Annotated in this window: 16 protein-coding genes; 7 read left to right on the top strand and 9 right to left on the bottom strand. The window is 72.7% G+C overall.

The annotated features are described in order from the left end of the window. A partial coding sequence (locus ABZ920_RS26075) for a BTAD domain-containing putative transcriptional regulator (RefSeq protein ID WP_361509640.1) occupies positions 1-871 on the bottom strand: 871 nt, incomplete at its 3' end. 187 nt (positions 872-1058) lie between these two features. Here ABZ920_RS26075 and ABZ920_RS26070 point away from each other — a divergent pair. Continuing rightward, the gene (locus ABZ920_RS26070; protein ID WP_361509637.1) at positions 1059-1868 is read left to right on the top strand and encodes a site-2 protease family protein; all 810 of its coding nucleotides are present in this window, start codon (positions 1059-1061) and stop codon (positions 1866-1868) included. Between the two features lie 515 nt (positions 1869-2383). Here ABZ920_RS26070 and ABZ920_RS26065 read toward each other — a convergent pair. The 3 genes from ABZ920_RS26065 to npdG form a co-directional block, all read right to left on the bottom strand. Continuing rightward, positions 2384-4006, bottom strand: a complete 1623-nt coding sequence (locus tag ABZ920_RS26065) for a recombinase family protein (RefSeq protein ID WP_361509634.1) — start codon at positions 4004-4006, stop codon at positions 2384-2386. A gap of 175 nt (positions 4007-4181) precedes the next feature. After that, positions 4182-4394 (bottom strand): hypothetical protein, encoded by a 213-nt coding sequence (locus tag ABZ920_RS26060; protein ID WP_361509631.1) that lies wholly within the window; start codon positions 4392-4394, stop codon positions 4182-4184. A 56-nt stretch (positions 4395-4450) separates the two neighbouring features. After that, on the bottom strand, positions 4451-5155 hold the full coding sequence (gene npdG / locus ABZ920_RS26055; protein ID WP_361509628.1) for an NADPH-dependent F420 reductase: 705 nt from the start codon (positions 5153-5155) through the stop codon (positions 4451-4453). Positions 5156-5297: 142 nt separating this feature from the next. Here npdG and ABZ920_RS26050 point away from each other — a divergent pair, with 142 nt between their 5' ends. Beyond that, positions 5298-5900, top strand: a complete 603-nt coding sequence (locus ABZ920_RS26050) for a hypothetical protein (protein WP_361509625.1) — start codon at positions 5298-5300, stop codon at positions 5898-5900. A gap of 168 nt (positions 5901-6068) precedes the next feature. Here ABZ920_RS26050 and ABZ920_RS26045 read toward each other — a convergent pair whose 3' ends face one another. Then, the gene (locus ABZ920_RS26045; protein ID WP_361509622.1) at positions 6069-6299 is read right to left on the bottom strand and encodes a hypothetical protein; all 231 of its coding nucleotides are present in this window, start codon (positions 6297-6299) and stop codon (positions 6069-6071) included. 59 nt (positions 6300-6358) lie between these two features. Between ABZ920_RS26045 and map the strand changes: the two genes are divergently transcribed. Next, positions 6359-7216: a type I methionyl aminopeptidase gene (gene map, locus ABZ920_RS26040; RefSeq protein ID WP_361509619.1), complete on the top strand. Its 858-nt coding sequence runs from the start codon at positions 6359-6361 to the stop codon at positions 7214-7216. 78 nt (positions 7217-7294) lie between these two features. On the opposite strand, the gene ABZ920_RS26035 is transcribed toward map, so the two are convergent. Next, complete coding sequence (locus ABZ920_RS26035; RefSeq protein ID WP_361509616.1) at positions 7295-8029, bottom strand: PhzF family phenazine biosynthesis protein; 735 nt, start codon at positions 8027-8029, stop codon at positions 7295-7297. Positions 8030-8246: 217 nt separating this feature from the next. Between ABZ920_RS26035 and efeO the strand changes: the two genes are divergently transcribed. The 4 genes from efeO to ABZ920_RS26015 are packed head-to-tail and all read left to right on the top strand — an operon-like array spanning position 8247 to position 12507. Then, on the top strand, positions 8247-9386 hold the full coding sequence (efeO, locus tag ABZ920_RS26030; RefSeq protein ID WP_361509614.1) for an iron uptake system protein EfeO: 1140 nt from the start codon (positions 8247-8249) through the stop codon (positions 9384-9386). A 9-nt stretch (positions 9387-9395) separates the two neighbouring features. Then, entirely contained in the window at positions 9396-10670 is a 1275-nt protein-coding gene (gene efeB, locus ABZ920_RS26025) for an iron uptake transporter deferrochelatase/peroxidase subunit (RefSeq protein ID WP_361509611.1), read from the top strand. Positions 10671-10673: 3 nt separating this feature from the next. Beyond that, positions 10674-11546 (top strand): iron uptake transporter permease EfeU, encoded by an 873-nt coding sequence (gene efeU / locus ABZ920_RS26020; RefSeq protein WP_361509608.1) that lies wholly within the window; start codon positions 10674-10676, stop codon positions 11544-11546. Next, complete coding sequence (locus ABZ920_RS26015) at positions 11506-12507, top strand: hypothetical protein (RefSeq protein ID WP_361509605.1); 1002 nt, start codon at positions 11506-11508, stop codon at positions 12505-12507. Before efeU ends, ABZ920_RS26015 begins: the two co-directional genes overlap by 41 nt. Positions 12508-12571: 64 nt before the next feature. Here ABZ920_RS26015 and ABZ920_RS26010 read toward each other — a convergent pair whose 3' ends face one another. The 3 genes from ABZ920_RS26010 to ABZ920_RS26000 all read right to left on the bottom strand — a co-directional run bounded on the left by ABZ920_RS26010 (position 12572) and on the right by ABZ920_RS26000 (position 15214). After that, the gene (locus tag ABZ920_RS26010; RefSeq protein ID WP_361509602.1) at positions 12572-13306 is read right to left on the bottom strand and encodes a bifunctional DNA primase/polymerase; all 735 of its coding nucleotides are present in this window, start codon (positions 13304-13306) and stop codon (positions 12572-12574) included. Between the two features lie 168 nt (positions 13307-13474). Beyond that, positions 13475-14089 (bottom strand): TetR/AcrR family transcriptional regulator, encoded by a 615-nt coding sequence (locus ABZ920_RS26005; RefSeq protein WP_361509600.1) that lies wholly within the window; start codon positions 14087-14089, stop codon positions 13475-13477. A 129-nt stretch (positions 14090-14218) separates the two neighbouring features. Beyond that, positions 14219-15214, bottom strand: a complete 996-nt coding sequence (locus ABZ920_RS26000; RefSeq protein WP_361509598.1) for a small ribosomal subunit Rsm22 family protein — start codon at positions 15212-15214, stop codon at positions 14219-14221. Positions 15215-15478: the final 264 nt, after the last annotated feature.

Here is a 15478-nt window from a genome sequence, read left to right as displayed (position 1 = left end):
CCCCGTCCAGGGACGGACGGCCGGTCGCGGCACCCCCGTCCAGGGACGGACGGCCGGTCGCGGCACCCCCGTCCAGGGACGGACGGCCGGTCGCGGCACCCCCGTCCAGGGACGGACGGCCGGTCGCGGCGCCTCCGGGGGTGGACGCCGTCAGCAGTTCCCCGTGCAGGGAGCGCAGCCCCGGGCCGGGGTCCGAGCCCAGGCGGCCGGCGAGGAGACGGCGTACGTCCTCGTAGGCGGCCAGTGCCTCCGCCGTGCGGCCCGCGTCGCGCAGCGCGCGCAGCCGGAGCCCCTGCAGCGGCTCGTCCAGGGGGTGGGCGCCGCACAGGGCGGTCAGCTCGGGCAGCGCCCGCTCGGCCTCGCCGAGGGCGAGGGCGGCGCTGAGACGGGCCCGGCGCACGTCCAGCCGGCGGGCCTCCCGGCGGGCCGCCTCCGCGGTGCGGTCGGGCAGGTCGGCGAGGACCGGGCCGTGCCACAGGGCGAGGGCGTCGTCGAGGACCGCGGCCGCCTTGGCGGGGTCGCCGTCGGCCAGCGCCGCGATGCCCTCGCCGGCCAGTCGCTCGAAGCGGTGCAGGTCGACGTCCTCGGCCGCCGCGTCCAGCCGGTAGCCGCCCTCCGCGGAGACCACCGCGTGCGCGCCGAGCGCCCGGCGCAGCCGCCCCACCAGCGCCTGCAGCGCGCCCGTGGCGTCAGCGGGCGGATCACCGCCCCAGACCTCGTCGACCAGCACGCCCACCGGAACGGCCCGGCCGGGCCGCAGGGCGAGGACGGTGAGCAGGGCGCGCAGCCGCGCCCCGCCGACCGGGACGACGGTGCCGTCGGGGCGGAACGCCTGGGTGGTGCCGAGGATGCGGTAGCGCACGCGCCCCATTGTCCCCGGCGGCGGCCGCGCTCCGCTTCCGGGTTTCCCGCCTGCCGGGGGACGGGCCGGGCCATGGGCCGGAGGGCGACATTCCGGTCCCGGGCGGCAACGCCCGGGACCGCGCCACCCGTTGCCCCGCGGCCACCTGTACGGTCGTCCCCGCACCGCCCGCCACCCGCACCGAGGAGCCCTCCCGATGACCACCGCCACCACCCGCCAGAGCGAGAGACGGATCAGTCCGGTCTTCGTCGGGATCCTGGCCGTCACCGCGGTGACGGGCTGGGCCACCTGGACCGGCTTCGCCCAGCAGCCCGGCGTGGCGGTGTTCCTGTTCGTGACCGCGGCCTGGATCGTCTCGCTGTGCCTGCACGAGTACGCGCACGCGCGCACCGCGCTGCACGGCGGCGACATCACGGTCGGCGCGAAGGGCTACCTCACCCTGAACCCGCTGAAGTACACGCACGTGCTGCTCAGCATCGTGCTCCCGGTCGTCTTCGTGATCATGGGCGGGATCGGTCTGCCCGGCGGGGCGGTGTTCATCGAGCGGGGCCGCATCCGGGGCCGCTGGCGGCACAGCCTGATCTCGGCCGCGGGCCCGCTGACGAACGTACTGTTCATGGTGGTGTGCACGGCGCCGTTCTGGCTGGGCTTGGACGGGATGCCGCTCGAGTTCCGTTTCGCGCTGGCCTTCTGGGCCCTGCTCGAGGTCTCGGCGGCCATCCTCAACTTCCTGCCGGTGCCCGGTCTGGACGGCTACGGCGTCGTCGAGCCCTGGCTGCCGTACTCCGTCAGGCGCCAGGTGGAGCCGTTCGCGCCGTTCGGCCTGCTGTTCGTCTTCGCGCTGCTGTGGGTGCCGTCGGTCAACGCCGTGTTCTTCGACGCGGTCCAGGTGGTCCTGCAGTGGCTCGGGATCGGCGACTTCGACACCTACTGCGGCGAGTACCTATACAACTATCTATTCAGCTTCTTCCGTGACGTCGGGCCCAACATCGGCTGTACTGTCTGACCTGCGGTGACACAAGAAGGGCCCGTTCACCTCCGCGGGGGTGGGGAGGTGAACGGGGCTTCGTGAGGAGCGGACGGGACCGGGGTTGCCGACCTCGCGGTCCCGTCGCCCCGCCGCGAGCGACGCACGGGCGTCGTCCGCCGGTCCAGGGATCAGTCACCACTGAATGCGCGGTACGTCGGGGGCGAGGTCGTCGAGGCGGCCGAGCCCATTGATCGCAACCCAAGACAGCCCCTCGCCGTTGTAGGCTGGGAGCGTGCCACGACGTCGCCAGCAGTGCTGGCCGCCGAGTCCAAGGCGTCTGTAGCTACGGCACGAGTCCAACCAGTGTTGGACATCCCGCGAAGACAGCAATAAAGCGTCAGTTGGTCTCACGACCTCAACGGACCGTCAGTGGTTCCTACGCCGCCACGACGAAGAGCTTCGCCGACCACCCGCCAGCCCGTGGAACGAGCCTCCACGGACGTAAACAGAGCCCCCTCCAGGCGTACTGGAGGGGGCTCTCTCCTGCGACGTCAGGTAACCAGCTCAGCCGCCAGGGGGTCGTGCTCTGCGGCGGCGTCGGCGAAGAACTCCGCAGTCACATCGAACGACATGCGCGACTCGTCGAGCTTCCGCCATCCTCCCCGCGTGCCCTTCTTGACGCGGACGACGACCCCGCAGTCCAACAGAAGCGCGCGGCGCTCAAGGTCGTCGCTCGCCTCCCACATCTGCGCGTAGGTCGTCGACTGCTCCCTGACGATGGTCCGCGCCTCCGTCTTCGGGCGGGACTCCAGCTCTGTTAGGCGAGCGTCGAGGGCGTCGTGACGCTCCTGCCAAGCTGCCACAGCCGCGCGGGATTTCTGCTTGCCGCGCTCGGCTAGATGGGCCTTGAACTCCGCCTCGGTCTCTTCAATCTCCGGTCCGGGGTCATAGCCGGGAATCGAGACGTGCTCCAGCACGCGGGCGCCCCCGAGACGTCGCAGGAACTCACGCTCGACGTACTCCTCCGCCCACGTCTGCTTGATGGACGAGGGGGCGTCACACTGCATTCCGGGACTAAACGCTTGGCAGACGTAGTTCTGTGCGTTCGTCCGACGCTGGAGGTACATGCGCCCCCCGCATCCGTCGCACAGGAGCACACCCAAGAGGGGGGCGTTCGTGTCCTTGCGCTCGACGGGCTGACGGGAGCGCGCCGCGAACAGGGCGGAGACGTGGTCGAACTCCTCGCGGGTGAGGATGGGTTCGTCTGTGAAGGGCACAGGGACGCCTGTCTGCGTCTTACGGACCACCTGCCCGTTGTACGTCTTCCACCCGAGCATGGCGTGATCGGTGAGCATCGCCTTGATAATCGCCCCCGTCCACCCTCGCCGGGTCTGCGACGGCTCTTCCGCATCCGGCGTCTCGTCAGCCGTGTCGCTCAGCTCTGCGTCGACCGACGTGGCTGTCTGAGCCTGCCGGAGCTCCCGTCGTTTCTTCGCCCAATACCGTCGGGGCGTGAGGATGCCCTCTGACGTCAGCTCGATGGCAATGGCCGTGGGGGACTTCCCCTTTCCCATGACACTGCCCTCCCCCTTCAGGTCTCGGATGATCCGCTGTATCACCGATACCGCGTAAGCGTCAGGCCTCAGCGTCCATCCCCCGCCTTCCAGGCGGTGAGGCTCGTACCCGTAAGGAGGTCGGCCGCCCTTCCACCGGTTCTCCATTTGGCGAATGGCGGCGTGCGCGCCTGTGACGCGCTCCTTCGTGCTGATGCGCTCCACTTGGGCGGCGAAGGCGAACAGCATCATCATCAGTTCCGCCATGGGGTCCATGGGGTTGCGGAAGTCGAAGATGAGTCGACCAGCGTTGCCGACGCCCTCGTCAAAGACGAGCATCTTCCGATGCTCTTTAGCCCACTTCGCCAGGTCATGCATGTCGGACATGGACGCGATGGCACGGTCAAAGCGCCACCACACGATGGCGTCATATTCGTCAGGCAGCGCTAGCCACTTGCCTAGCTGCGGACGGTTGAACGGGCTGAACTTGAGCGCTGAGACGTCGAGGTCGATTGCCTCTCGAAGACTGTCCCCCTCGCCGAAATCGATGTTCAGCGCTGCGGCCGACTTGTCACCCGCCTCCCTCTGACGCTCAACGCTGGTGGACGAGTCAGTGAGCACGGACAGCTGGTGGACGAGTCAGTGAGCACGGACAGACGGATCGCGCGCAGGCCGCGCAACGGCTTTGGCATGGAGTCCCCCTTTGAGGGCAGCATGCCACCGCGCAGAGTGCATAGTCGTGCACCTACTGCCCAAGAGCTGTACCGCTTCTGGGAGGAGACCTCCGACATGTGCGTCAGCCGCTGACGGACCCGCTCCGCCCCGTGCGGCCCCGGCGCGCGTAGTACCAGGTCATGTTGGACGACAGGCCGGCCAGCAGGATCCACACGATCCCCAGCCAGCTGCCCCGGACGAAGGAGACCACGGCCGCGGCCACGGAGAGCACGCAGACGATCAGGGCGTAGAGGGCGAGTCGCCGGGCCGGGCCGGACGCGGGCGGGGTGGACATGGCGGTGGGGCTCCTGTCGGGGGACACTGCTTCGACCACCAGTGTCCCCCATGGCGTCATACGTCCGTGATCCGGAGTCCCGCGTGCGCCTTGTAGCGGCGGTTGACGGAGATCAGGTTCGCCACGAGCGACTCCACCTGGTGGGCGTTGCGCAGCCGGCCGGCAAAGACGCCGCGCATGCCGGGGATGCGGCCGGCCAGCGCCTGGACGGCCTCCACGTCGGCCCGCTCCTCGCCGAGCACCATGACGTCCGTGTCGATCCGCTCGATCTCCGGGTCCTGCAGCAGGACGGCGGACAGGTGGTGGAAGGCGGCGGTCACCCGCGAGTCCGGCAGCAGCGCGGCGGCCTGCTCGGCGGCGCTGCCCTCCTCGGGCTTGAGGGCGTAGGCGCCCTTCTTGTCGAAGCCGAGGGGGTTGACGCAGTCCACGACCAGCTTGCCCGCGAGCTCCTCGCGCAGGGAGGCCACGGTGTCGCCGTGGCCCTCCCAGGGCACGGCGACGATCACGATGTCGCTGCGGCGCGCGGCCTCGGCGTTGTCCGCGCCCTCCACGCCGTGCCCGATCTCCTCGGCCGCCGCCCGCGCGCGCTCGGCGGCGCGCGAGCCGACGATCACCTTCTGGCCGGCCCGGGCGAGCCGGTAGGCGAGGCCCTTGCCCTGCGGGCCGGTCCCGCCGAGCACCCCGACGACCAGCCCGGAGACGTCGGGGAGGTCCCAGGGGTCCTTGGCGGGGGCCTTCTGTGCACTGTCGCTAGAGGTCATGGACCCGACTCTACGTCGCCCCCCGCCCCACCGGGCCGGCCGGCGGCACGCGTGCGGAGCCGGCCGCCGGCGTTCCCCGAAGCGGGGGAATTCGCGGCGAACGGCGGGCCGCGGATCGCCGGCTGGGGCAGGATGCGCCCGTATGGACGCCGTTCGTGTCGCCTTGCTCCGCGAAGTGCTGGCCGGAACCGAGTGGCTGGGAGCCACCAGACGGTTCGCGGGCGCGCTGCGCGGATCGGTGGTGTCCCACGGGGGCGGACTGCTCCTGGTGGGAACGCCGCGCTACGAGCCCTGGCACCTGGCCGCGCACCTGGTGGACGAGGCCGCCTGGTCGGGCACCCCGGAGCTCGCCCCGACACTCGTACGGCACGCGGCCCGCCCCTCGGACCCGGCGCACCTGGCCGTCGGGCTCGGCCGGCTGGAGGCGGCCCGGCACGGCGAGACGCTGCTGGTGGTGGCCCCGGACACGGCGGGCGACACCCTGCTGGAGCGGGTGCACGACGCCCGGCGGGCGGGGGCCACGGTGCTGGCGCTCGGCTCCGGCGAGGCGGACCTGGCGGCGCTGGCGCACGAGTCGCTGGCCGTGCCGGACGGCTCCGAGCTGGACCTGGACACCGTGCAGCACCTGGTGAGCGCGGCCGCCGGGGAGAACGCGGTGCCGTCCCCGCGGTCCCGCAGGCGTCTGCGGGACCGCCTGTCCCGGCTGGCGGACTCCCTGACGGCACCGCCGCCGCCCCGGTGGTAGGGCGGCCGTCCGCGAAGCATCAGCGACGGTCGCCGACGGGCGCACCACCGGCCTGCGGGCGACGGCGGAGCACAGCGGAGGGCCGCCCGGCGCGGGGCCGGTCGCCTCGCGCGGAGCGCACCGGAGGCCGGGTGGGTGCCGCACGGGGGCGTCGGCGTCGTGGGACGGTCAGTCGTCGTCCCCGCTCCGGGCCTGCGCGTCGTGCCAGCGGGGGTCGTTCTCCCACTCGAGGTTGCGCTCACGGGCGGTCTGCATCGCGTGCTCGGCCTCCTGCCGGGAGGCGTACGGACCGAACCGGTCCTTGGCCGGGCAGTCCGGGCCCTCCTCGACCCTCTTGTGCTCCAGGCAGTAGAACCACTCGCCCGGCTTCCCGGCGGTGCGCTTCTTGAACAGGGCCATGACCAAGCTCCTCTCGCCACCGACATGTTCCCCCATCGGCCCTGGATAGACTCGTTTTCATGTCTGCCCAGTCGCTGCTCGTACCAGGGGAGCTGTCTCCCGCCCGTTCCGTGCCCGGAAACATCCGCCGCCCCGAGTACGTGGGCAGGCCCGCGCCGAAGCCGTACACCGGGCCGGAGGTGCAGACGCCGGAGACCATCGAGGCGATGCGTGTCGCCGGGCGGATCGCCGCGCAGGCGATGGAGGAGGCGGCCCGGCACATCGCGCCCGGCGTCACCACGGACGAGCTGGACCGGGTGGCGCACGCGTACATGTGCGACCACGGCGCCTATCCCTCCACGCTCGGCTACCGCGGCTTCCCCAAGTCGCTGTGCGCCTCGGTCAACGAGGTGATCTGCCACGGCATCCCGGACTCGACGGTGCTGCGGGACGGCGACATCGTCAACCTGGACGTGACGGCGTACATCGGCGGGGTGCACGGCGACAACAACGCGACCTATCTCGTCGGCGACGTCGACGAGGAGAGCCGGCTGCTCGTCGAGCGCACCCGCGAGTCGCTGAACCGGGCGATCAAGGCGGTGCGGCCGGGCCGGCAGGTCAACGTGATCGGCCGGGTCATCGAGTCGTACGCCAAGCGCTTCGGCTACGGGGTGGTCCGGGACTTCACCGGGCACGGCATCAACTCGTCGTTCCACTCCGGGCTGATCATCCCGCACTACGACAGCCCGCACGCGACGACGGTCATGCAGCCCGGCATGACCTTCACGATCGAGCCGATGCTGACGCTCGGCACGCACGAGTACGACGTCTGGGACGACGGCTGGACGGTCGTGACCAGGGACCGGAAGCGCACGGCGCAGTTCGAGCACACCCTGGTGGTCACGGAGACAGGGGCGGAGATCCTCACCCTGCCGTGACGCGGGCGCCGGCCAGGCGCTCGGCGGGGTCCGGCCGTGCACGGGTCCTGCGCCGGGGCGCCACGGCGCGTGCGCCGGTCAGCGCTCCAGGACGACCCGCCCGCCGATCTCCACCCAGCCGGCCGGCTGCGGTGCCGTGAGGATCTGGGAGCCCGCGCCCTGGCTGATGTTGAGGGCGCGGCCCAGCCGGTCGGTGAGCAGCAGGGCCGCCGCCCCGGTCGCCTCCTCCTCGACGGCGCCGGCGTACTCCCCCGCCGCACCGGGGACGCCCTCGTGCTCGTCGCCGCGGTGCGCGAAGGCCCGGGCGCGGACCCGGCCGGCCCGGGCGTCCTCCCAGGCCCAGGCGTAGGTGCTCCCCCACGGCCCGGACGGTGCCGGCGCCTCCCCGGCCTGTGGCGGCGGGACGGCCTCCGCCGGCGGGACGGGCAGGGCGTCGACCTCGGCGGCGGTCGCGTACTGGCGCAGCGCGTGCGGCGGCGCCCACTCGGCGCGGGCCTCGATCCAGCTGAACTCCCCGTCCAGGCGGGCCCCCACCGCCCCGGCGGGCGTGAGGAGTTCGGGCACGTCGAGCAGCCATGCCGCGCCGACGCAGGGGCGGCCGCCGAAGGGCAGGCGCCGGGCGGGGGTGTAGATGTCGATGACGCCGCGCTCGGGGTCGTCGACGAACACGGTCTCGCGGAAACCGAGCTTCGCCGCCAACTCCTGCCGGTCGCTGCGCCCGGGCAGCACCGAGCCGTCGCGGACGACGCCGAGCTCGGTGCCGTAGCCGCCCCTCGGTCCGCAGAAGACGCGCAGCACGTCGTAGTCAGTCACCCGGGCATTGAAGCACTCGCGGCGGGACACTCCCGGGAACATGATCACTTGGCCTGGCCTTTACCTTTTCATGGGGTCGCTTTTGAGTCGCCGTGATCAAGCCGTTCCTGTGACCTTTCTGTGCGAGTCGAATCACAGGCCCGATGCAGACGGGTGAGGTAAGGCTCAGGTAACTTAGGCAAGCCTCAGTACGTCCGTCCGCCTTTGGGAGCTCTGCATGCGAGCCGTCCGACTCTCCGTCGTCACCGCCGTCGCCGCCGCGACGGCTCTGACCTCCCTGACGGCCTGCACACAGAAGAGCAGCGCCGAGGACGGTGACCACGTGATCGACGTGACGGCGACGGACGACCGGTGCGAGGTGTCGAAGAAGGAGTTCCCGGCCGGGCACATCGAGCTCGCGATCGAGAACAAGGGCTCGAAGGTCACCGAGGTCTACGTCCTCTTCCCGGACGACCGGGTCGTCGCCGAGCGGGAGAACATCGGTCCCGGCACCCGGCAGAAGGTCACCGCCGAGGTGAAGGCGGGCGACTACCGGATCGCGTGCAAGCCCGGCATGAAGGGCAAGGGCATCCGCCAGGAGGTCACGGCCACCGGCGGCAAGGCCGTCCGGCGCGACGCACGCCTGGACCGGGCCGTCGCCGACTACCGCGCCTACGCCCAGGAGCAGGCCGACGCCACCCTGCCCGCCGTCGCGGCCTTCGTGAAGGCGGTCCAGGGCGGCGACCTGGCGGCCGCACAGAAGGCGTACGCGCCCTCGCGCCTGGGCTGGGAGCGCACCGAGCCGGTCGCCGAGTCCTTCGGCGACATCGACCCCAAGGTCGACGTCCGCGAGGACGGCCTGGAGCCCGGCCAGAAGTGGACCGGCTGGCACCGCCTGGAGAAGGCGCTGTGGCAGGACAAGAAGATCGGCGCCGAGGAGAAGACCCTCGCCGGACAGCTGGTCACCGACCTGAAGGACTGGCAGCAGCGGGTCGGCCAGGCCGAGATCACCCCGACCTCCATGGCCAACGGCGCCAAGGAACTGCTCGACGAGGTCGCCACCGGCAAGGTCACCGGCGAGGAGGAGCGCTACTCGCACACCGACCTCGTGGACTTCAAGGCCAACGTCGAGGGCGCGGAGAAGGCGTACGGCCTGCTCAAGCCGGTGGCGCAGCAGAACGACCCGGCGCTGGCCAAGGAACTCGACCGGCAGTTCGCCGCGCTCGACGCCCTCCTCGACAAGTACCGCACGGACACGTCGTCCTACGCGTTCGTCTCCTACGACAAGGTCGGGGACGAGGACCGCAAGGAGCTGTCGGACGCGGTGAACGCGCTCGCCGAGCCGCTGTCCAAGCTCGCCGCCGCCGTCGTCAAGTAAGGGACCGCCGTGACGGAGACCCAGGAATCCACCGCCGGGACCGCCCGGGCGAACGCGCCCAGCCGGCGCGCGCTGATCGGCTGGGGCGGCGCGGGGCTCGCGCTCGGCGCAGCCGCGGCCGGCGGGACCGTGGCCATGACCCGTGCCGGCCACGACGTCGACCCGGCGGGGGCCGAGGCCGGCGGGGCGGTGGAGTTCCACGGCGCCCACCAGGCCGGCATCGCCACCCCGGTCCAGGACCGCCTGCACTTCGCCGCGTTCGACGTGAAGACCGACGACCGCGCCGCGTTCGTGCAGCTGATGAAGGACTGGACGGCGGCGGCCCGGCGGATGACCGCCGGCGACACGGTCGGCGAGGGCGCCTACGGCGGGCTCGCCGAGGCGCCCCCGGACGACACCGGCGAGGCGCTGGGTCTCAAGCCGTCCCGCCTCACCCTGACCATCGGCTTCGGCCCGTCGCTGTTCGACAGGTTCGGGCTGCGGGACAAGCGGCCCGCGGCGCTCGTCGACCTGCCGAAGTTCCCCGGCGACAACCTCGACAAGTCCCGCACCGGCGGCGACCTGTGCGTCCAGGCCTGCGCGGACGACCCGCAGGTCGCCGTGCACGCGATCCGCAACCTGGCCCGCATCGGCTTCGGCAAGGTCGCCGTCCGCTGGTCCCAGCTCGGCTTCGGCAAGACCTCCTCGACGACCCCCGGCGCCCAGACGCCCCGCAACCTCTTCGGGTTCAAGGACGGCACCCGCAACATCGCGGGGACGGAGACCGACCGGCTGAAGAAGTACGTCTGGGTCGGCGACGGGGACGGACCGGACTGGATGACGGGCGGGTCGTACCTGGTCGCCCGGCGCATCCGCATGAACATCGAGACCTGGGACCGCACCTCGCTGCAGGAGCAGGAGGACGTCTTCGGCCGGGACAAGCGCGAGGGCGCGGCGGTCGGCAAGGCCAAGGAGCACGACGAGCCGTTCCTGAAGGCGATGAAGCCCGACGCGCACGTCCGGCTCGCGCACCCCGACTCCAACGGCGGCGTCACGATCCTGCGCCGGGGCTACTCCTTCACCGACGGCACCGACGGTCTGGGCCGTCTCGACGCCGGTCTGTTCTTCCTGGCCTACCAGCGCGACCCGCGCCAGGGTTTCATCCCGCTCCAGCGCAGGCTGGCGGCGCACGACGCGCTCAACGAGTACATCCAGCACGTGGGTTCGGCGGTGTTCGCGATCCCGCCCGGCGTCCGGGACTCCGGCGACTGGTGGGGCCGCACCCTGCTGTCCGAGGAGGCGTAGCCCGTGTTCTCCAACTACCTGATCGGTCTGCGCGAGGGGCTGGAGGCCAGTCTCGTCGTCTGCATCCTCATCGCCTACCTGGTCAAGACCGGCCGCCGGGACGCGCTCAAACCGATCTGGGCGGGCATCGGCATCGCGGTCGCCATCGCCCTGGGCTTCGGCTGCGTCCTCGAGTTCGGCTCCCAGGAGCTGACGTTCCAGGCGCAGGAGGCGCTGGGCGGCAGCCTGTCCATCGTCGCGGTCGGCCTGGTGACGTGGATGGTGTTCTGGATGCGGCGCACCGCCCGGCACCTGAAGTCCGAACTGCACGGCAAGCTCGACGCGGCCCTCGCGATGGGCACCGGCGCCCTGGTGGCCACCGCGTTCCTGGCCGTCGGCCGGGAGGGCCTGGAGACCGCCCTGTTCGTGTGGGCGTCGGTGCACGCGGCCTCCGACGGCAGCCCGCGCCCGCTGATCGGCGTGGCCCTCGGCCTGGCCACCGCCGTCCTGCTGGGCTGGCTGTTCTACCGCGGCGCCCTGCGGATCAACCTCGCGAAGTTCTTCACGTGGACCGGCGGCATGCTCGTCGTCGTCGCCGCGGGCGTGCTGGCCTACGGCGTCCACGACCTGCAGGAGGCCGACTGGATCCCGGGCCTGAACAGCCTGGCATTCGACATCAGCGGCATCGTCCCGCCGGACAGCTGGTACGGCACCCTGCTGAAGGGCGTGTTCAACTTCCAGCCCGACCCGACGGTCCTCCAGGTCACGGTGTGGCTGCTGTACCTGGTCCCGGCGCTCGCGCTGTTCCTCGCCCCGGTAGGGTTCGCCTCCGGGAAGGGGAAGGTGAAGGTACCCGATGACCAGGGATCGCGGACCTCTGAGGCTTCGCAGGCTTGACCGGATGGCGCTGGCCACGGCCGCGGTGACCGCCTTGTCGGCCACGGCGAGCGGGTGCGTGGTGGTGCACGGGGAGCGCGAGGTGCTCCCGACGGCCACCCGCGCCGAGGCCGAGAAGGCGCTCCGTCAGTTCACGGCCGCCTACAACAGGGCCGACGCGGCCTTCGACCGTTCCCTGGACGCGGAGTACGTCACCGGCGCCCTCGGGGCCATCGACGGGGCCCGTCTGAAGGCCGGCCACACCAACCACCCCGGCGGCAACCCGCAGCACAAGCCGCTGCGGCTGACGGACGCGAAGTTCACCATCCCCAAGAAGGCCGGCTGGCCGCGCTGGTTCGTCGCCGACGCCCAGGGCAACAAGGCGGGCAACTCCCGCTGGCTGCTGGTCTTCACCCGCGACGGCCTCGACGAGCGGTGGCAGGTGGCGTACCTGACGCTCGTCGCGCCGGGCACCGTGCCGGAGTTCCGCAAGGACCGGGACGGCTGGGCGGAGGCCGTGCCGGCGAACTCGGCCGAACTGGCCGTGGCGCCGGGCGAGGTGAGCCGGAGCTACACCACCTACCTGAAGGACGGCGGGAAGGACTTCGCCGCGGGCCCACACACCTCCGAGTGGCGTGCGCTGCGCGCCAGGAACTTCAGCCGGCCCGGCCTGGCCACGCAGTACATCGACGAGCCGCTGACGAACGGCGACTACGCCCCGCTGGCGCTGCGCACCGCGGACGGCGGCGCGCTGGTCTTCTTCACCACGCACCACTACCAGAAGCAGACGGCCGCCGCGGGCGCCTCCGTGCCGGCCCCGAACCGGGACGTGCAGGCGCTGACCACCGGTGAGATTAAGCAGTCCCTGACGATGGAGTTCGTCTCCAACGCGGTGGTCCTCGACCCGAAGCGGGGCTCGGGCGGACAGCAGGTGTCGGTACTGGGCCGCGTGCAGGGCCTCACGTCCGCGCAGGGCGGGTAGCGGCGCACCGCCGGCCCGGGGCTCCGCGCACCGCCGACCCGGGGCTCGCGCCCCCGGCGGGCCGTCAGTGGCGCAGCGGCCAGGCCGTGCCCGTCTGGCCGGCCTCGTCGCCGGCGTGACGCGCGCAGGCGTCGGTGAGGGCCTCGAGCAGGCTCAGCGGGTCGGGCAGCGCGTGCTCCGGGCCGCGTACCCAGCGCACCGTCCGGTCGTCGCCGGGCAGCCGGGCGGGCGGTACGAGGACGTACGAGCCGCGGCAGTGCCAGCGCAGTCCCGGGTGCTCGTCCATCGTCTCCGGATGGCAGTCCAGCTCGCACGGCCACCACTCGTCCTCGTCCTCGGGCGTGCCGCGGGTGAGGGTGAAGAACAGCAGGCGGCCGTCGTCGCTCTCGGCGACCGGGCCGACCTCGACGCCGGCGGCGAGCAGCCGCTCCAGGGCCTCACGCCCGGCCTCCAGGGGCACGTCGAGGACGTCGTGGACCATGCCCGTCGCGGTGATGAAGTTGGCCTGCGGCTGGTGCCGGGCCCAGCGCTCGATCTGCGCGCGGTCCGTCGTGGACTGTGTCTGCCACGCGAACGACACCGGGTGCCGGGCGGGCGTCGGACAGCCGACGCGGTCGCAGGAGCACCGGTAGCCGGGCGCCGGGTGCGCGGCGGGCGCGAGGGGCAGGCCCGCGTCGGCGGCGGCGAGCAGCAGGGCCTCCCGGCCGCCGTCGCCGGCGGTCTTCTTGGGGCGGCGTCCGCGCAGCCACTGGGAGAGTTTGCCCTGCCGGCCGGTGCGGCCGCCGAACTCCGCGCTCATCTATCCCCTCGCCTCGCTGGTCTCGTCAGCATGCCCCATGGTCCCACCATCCTGCGCCCCAGGGGGCCGGACCCCGAACCCGGGCAGCGGGAGGAGACGTACCGCACGTCCGGAACCGCCGCAGATATTTCGGTTGCCCGCATTCGCCGGCGGTGCGGCGCCCGGTGGTCAGCGGGGCGCGATGCCGTACAGCGCGTAGTCGACGAGGGTGTCGGTGTAGGCGTGGGAGATCGGCCCGGTGTGCTGCAGCCAGCGCTGGGCGAGGGGGGAGACGAACAGCTCCAGGGCGACGCGTGGATCGACGTCGGCCCGTACCGCACCGGCCGCCTGCGCGGCGCGCAGCCGGCGCACGTACAGCTCCAGCGCCGGCAGGAGCAGCCTGGCCACGAACTCCCGGCCGAGTCGCTCGTTCACCACGCCCTCGGCGGCGAGGGCGCGGTACGGCGCGTCGAACCGGGGGTCGAGGAGCTCGTCGACGGTGGCCCGCAGCACCGCCTTGAGGTCGGCGGCCAGATCGCCGGTGTCGGGGATCTCGTACGGCTGCTGCCCCGCCTGCCCGGCCGCCTGCTCCCCGAGGTCGAGGAAGGCGTCCAGCAGCACCTCCGCCTTGGACGACCACCAGCGGTAGATCGTCTGCTTCCCCACGCCGGCCCGGGCGGCGATGCCCTCGATGGTCGTCCTGCGGTACCCGGCCTCCACCACGAGGGCGAGGGCGGCGTCGTAGATGGCGCGACGGGACTTCTCACTGCGACGGGTGGCGTCGGGGGCGGGCTTCTCGACCATGGCCCGACCGTAGCAGGGGGGTGAGACGGGGCGTCTCGCCACGGCCCGGGCGGCCGGTGACCCGTTCGGCGGACACCCGACAGCCAGGGGTGAAGTGCTGCTCCCTGGAGCTGCGCTGAGGCCCAGGCGTCAGGAGGCGGCGCCCTCGGGCGGCCAGGCGTCTCCCCAGCCGGCGTCGCGCGCCGCCCTGTACAGGTCGCCGTGGCGCTTGGTGACCGTGCGCCGGCGCAGCTGCTCGTCGCTCTCGCACAGGTCCAGCAGCACCTGCCCCTTGCGGATCTGGGGGCGCCGGACCACGCGGGCGGGGGCGGGCGTCACGGGGAACCGGGTCGCGGCGACGTAGCTGAACTTCTCGTCCTCGTACGCGAGGGATCCGCCCTTGACCTGCCGGTGCAGGGAGGACCGGCTGACACGCGCCGAGAAGTGGCACCAGTCCGTGCCGGGCGCGATGGGGCAGGAGGCGCTGTGCGGGCAGGGCGCGGCGACGTGGAACCCGGCCGCGACGAGGCGGTCACGGGCGGCGAGGACGCGGGCGTAGCCGTCGGGCGTGCCCGGCTCGACGACCACGACGGCCTGCGCGGCGGCCGCGGCGGCGTCGACCACGGCGGCACGGTCGGACTCGGTCAGTTCGCCGAGGACGTAGGAGACGGTGACGAGGTCGGTCTCGTCTAGGCTGAGCGCCGCGCCGATCCGGGCACGCTGCCAGCGGGCGTCCGTCAGCGCGGGGTTCGCGGCGGCGATCTCCCGGCCGAGCGCCAGGGCGGGCTCGGCCCAGTCGAGCACGGTCACCGGCCGGGTGCCGTCCCAGGTGGCGCTGACGGCCCAGGTGGCCGCGCCGGTGCCGCCGCCGACGTCCACGTGGCCGGCGGGGACCCAGCCGGGGGCGGCGTCCGCGAACGCCTCCAGCGCGGACCGCACGGCCTCGAACGTCGCCGGCATGCGGTACGCGGCGTACGCGGCCACGTCGGCGCGGTCGCGCAGGATCGGGGCGTCGGTCGGGGTGCTCCCCCGGTAGCTGGCGATCAGCCGCTCCACCGCGCCCGCGGCCTGCCGGGGCGGCAGCCCGTCGAGCAGACCGGCGAGGGCGGTACGGAGGGTCTCGGCCGGGGACGTCAGGTCGTTCACCCTGCGATTTTCTCAGGTCCACCGGGCGAGGCGGACCACCCTGCCGTGCGCGGGCGGCTCCGCGGTGGGTCGGGGCCGCGCCGGGGGGTGTCCGTCCTCGGACCGGCGCGAGTGCCGTGTCTTGACCAGCGCACGGCGTCGACGCGCCGGCCGCTGCGGGCGCACACCCCCCGACACGGCCCCTTCCGTGCGCGGGCGACTGCGGGCGCGTGGTCGGTCATGTCCTCTCCTGCGCCGGTCGACTGGGACCTCGGCGCCGGTCGA

It is taken from the genome of Streptomyces sp. NPDC046831 (assembly GCF_040645305.1).
Classification (GTDB): Bacteria; Actinomycetota; Actinomycetes; order Streptomycetales; family Streptomycetaceae; genus Streptomyces.
Note: the sequence above shows the minus strand (reverse complement) of the source record. Positions and strands in the feature narration are given on the sequence as shown.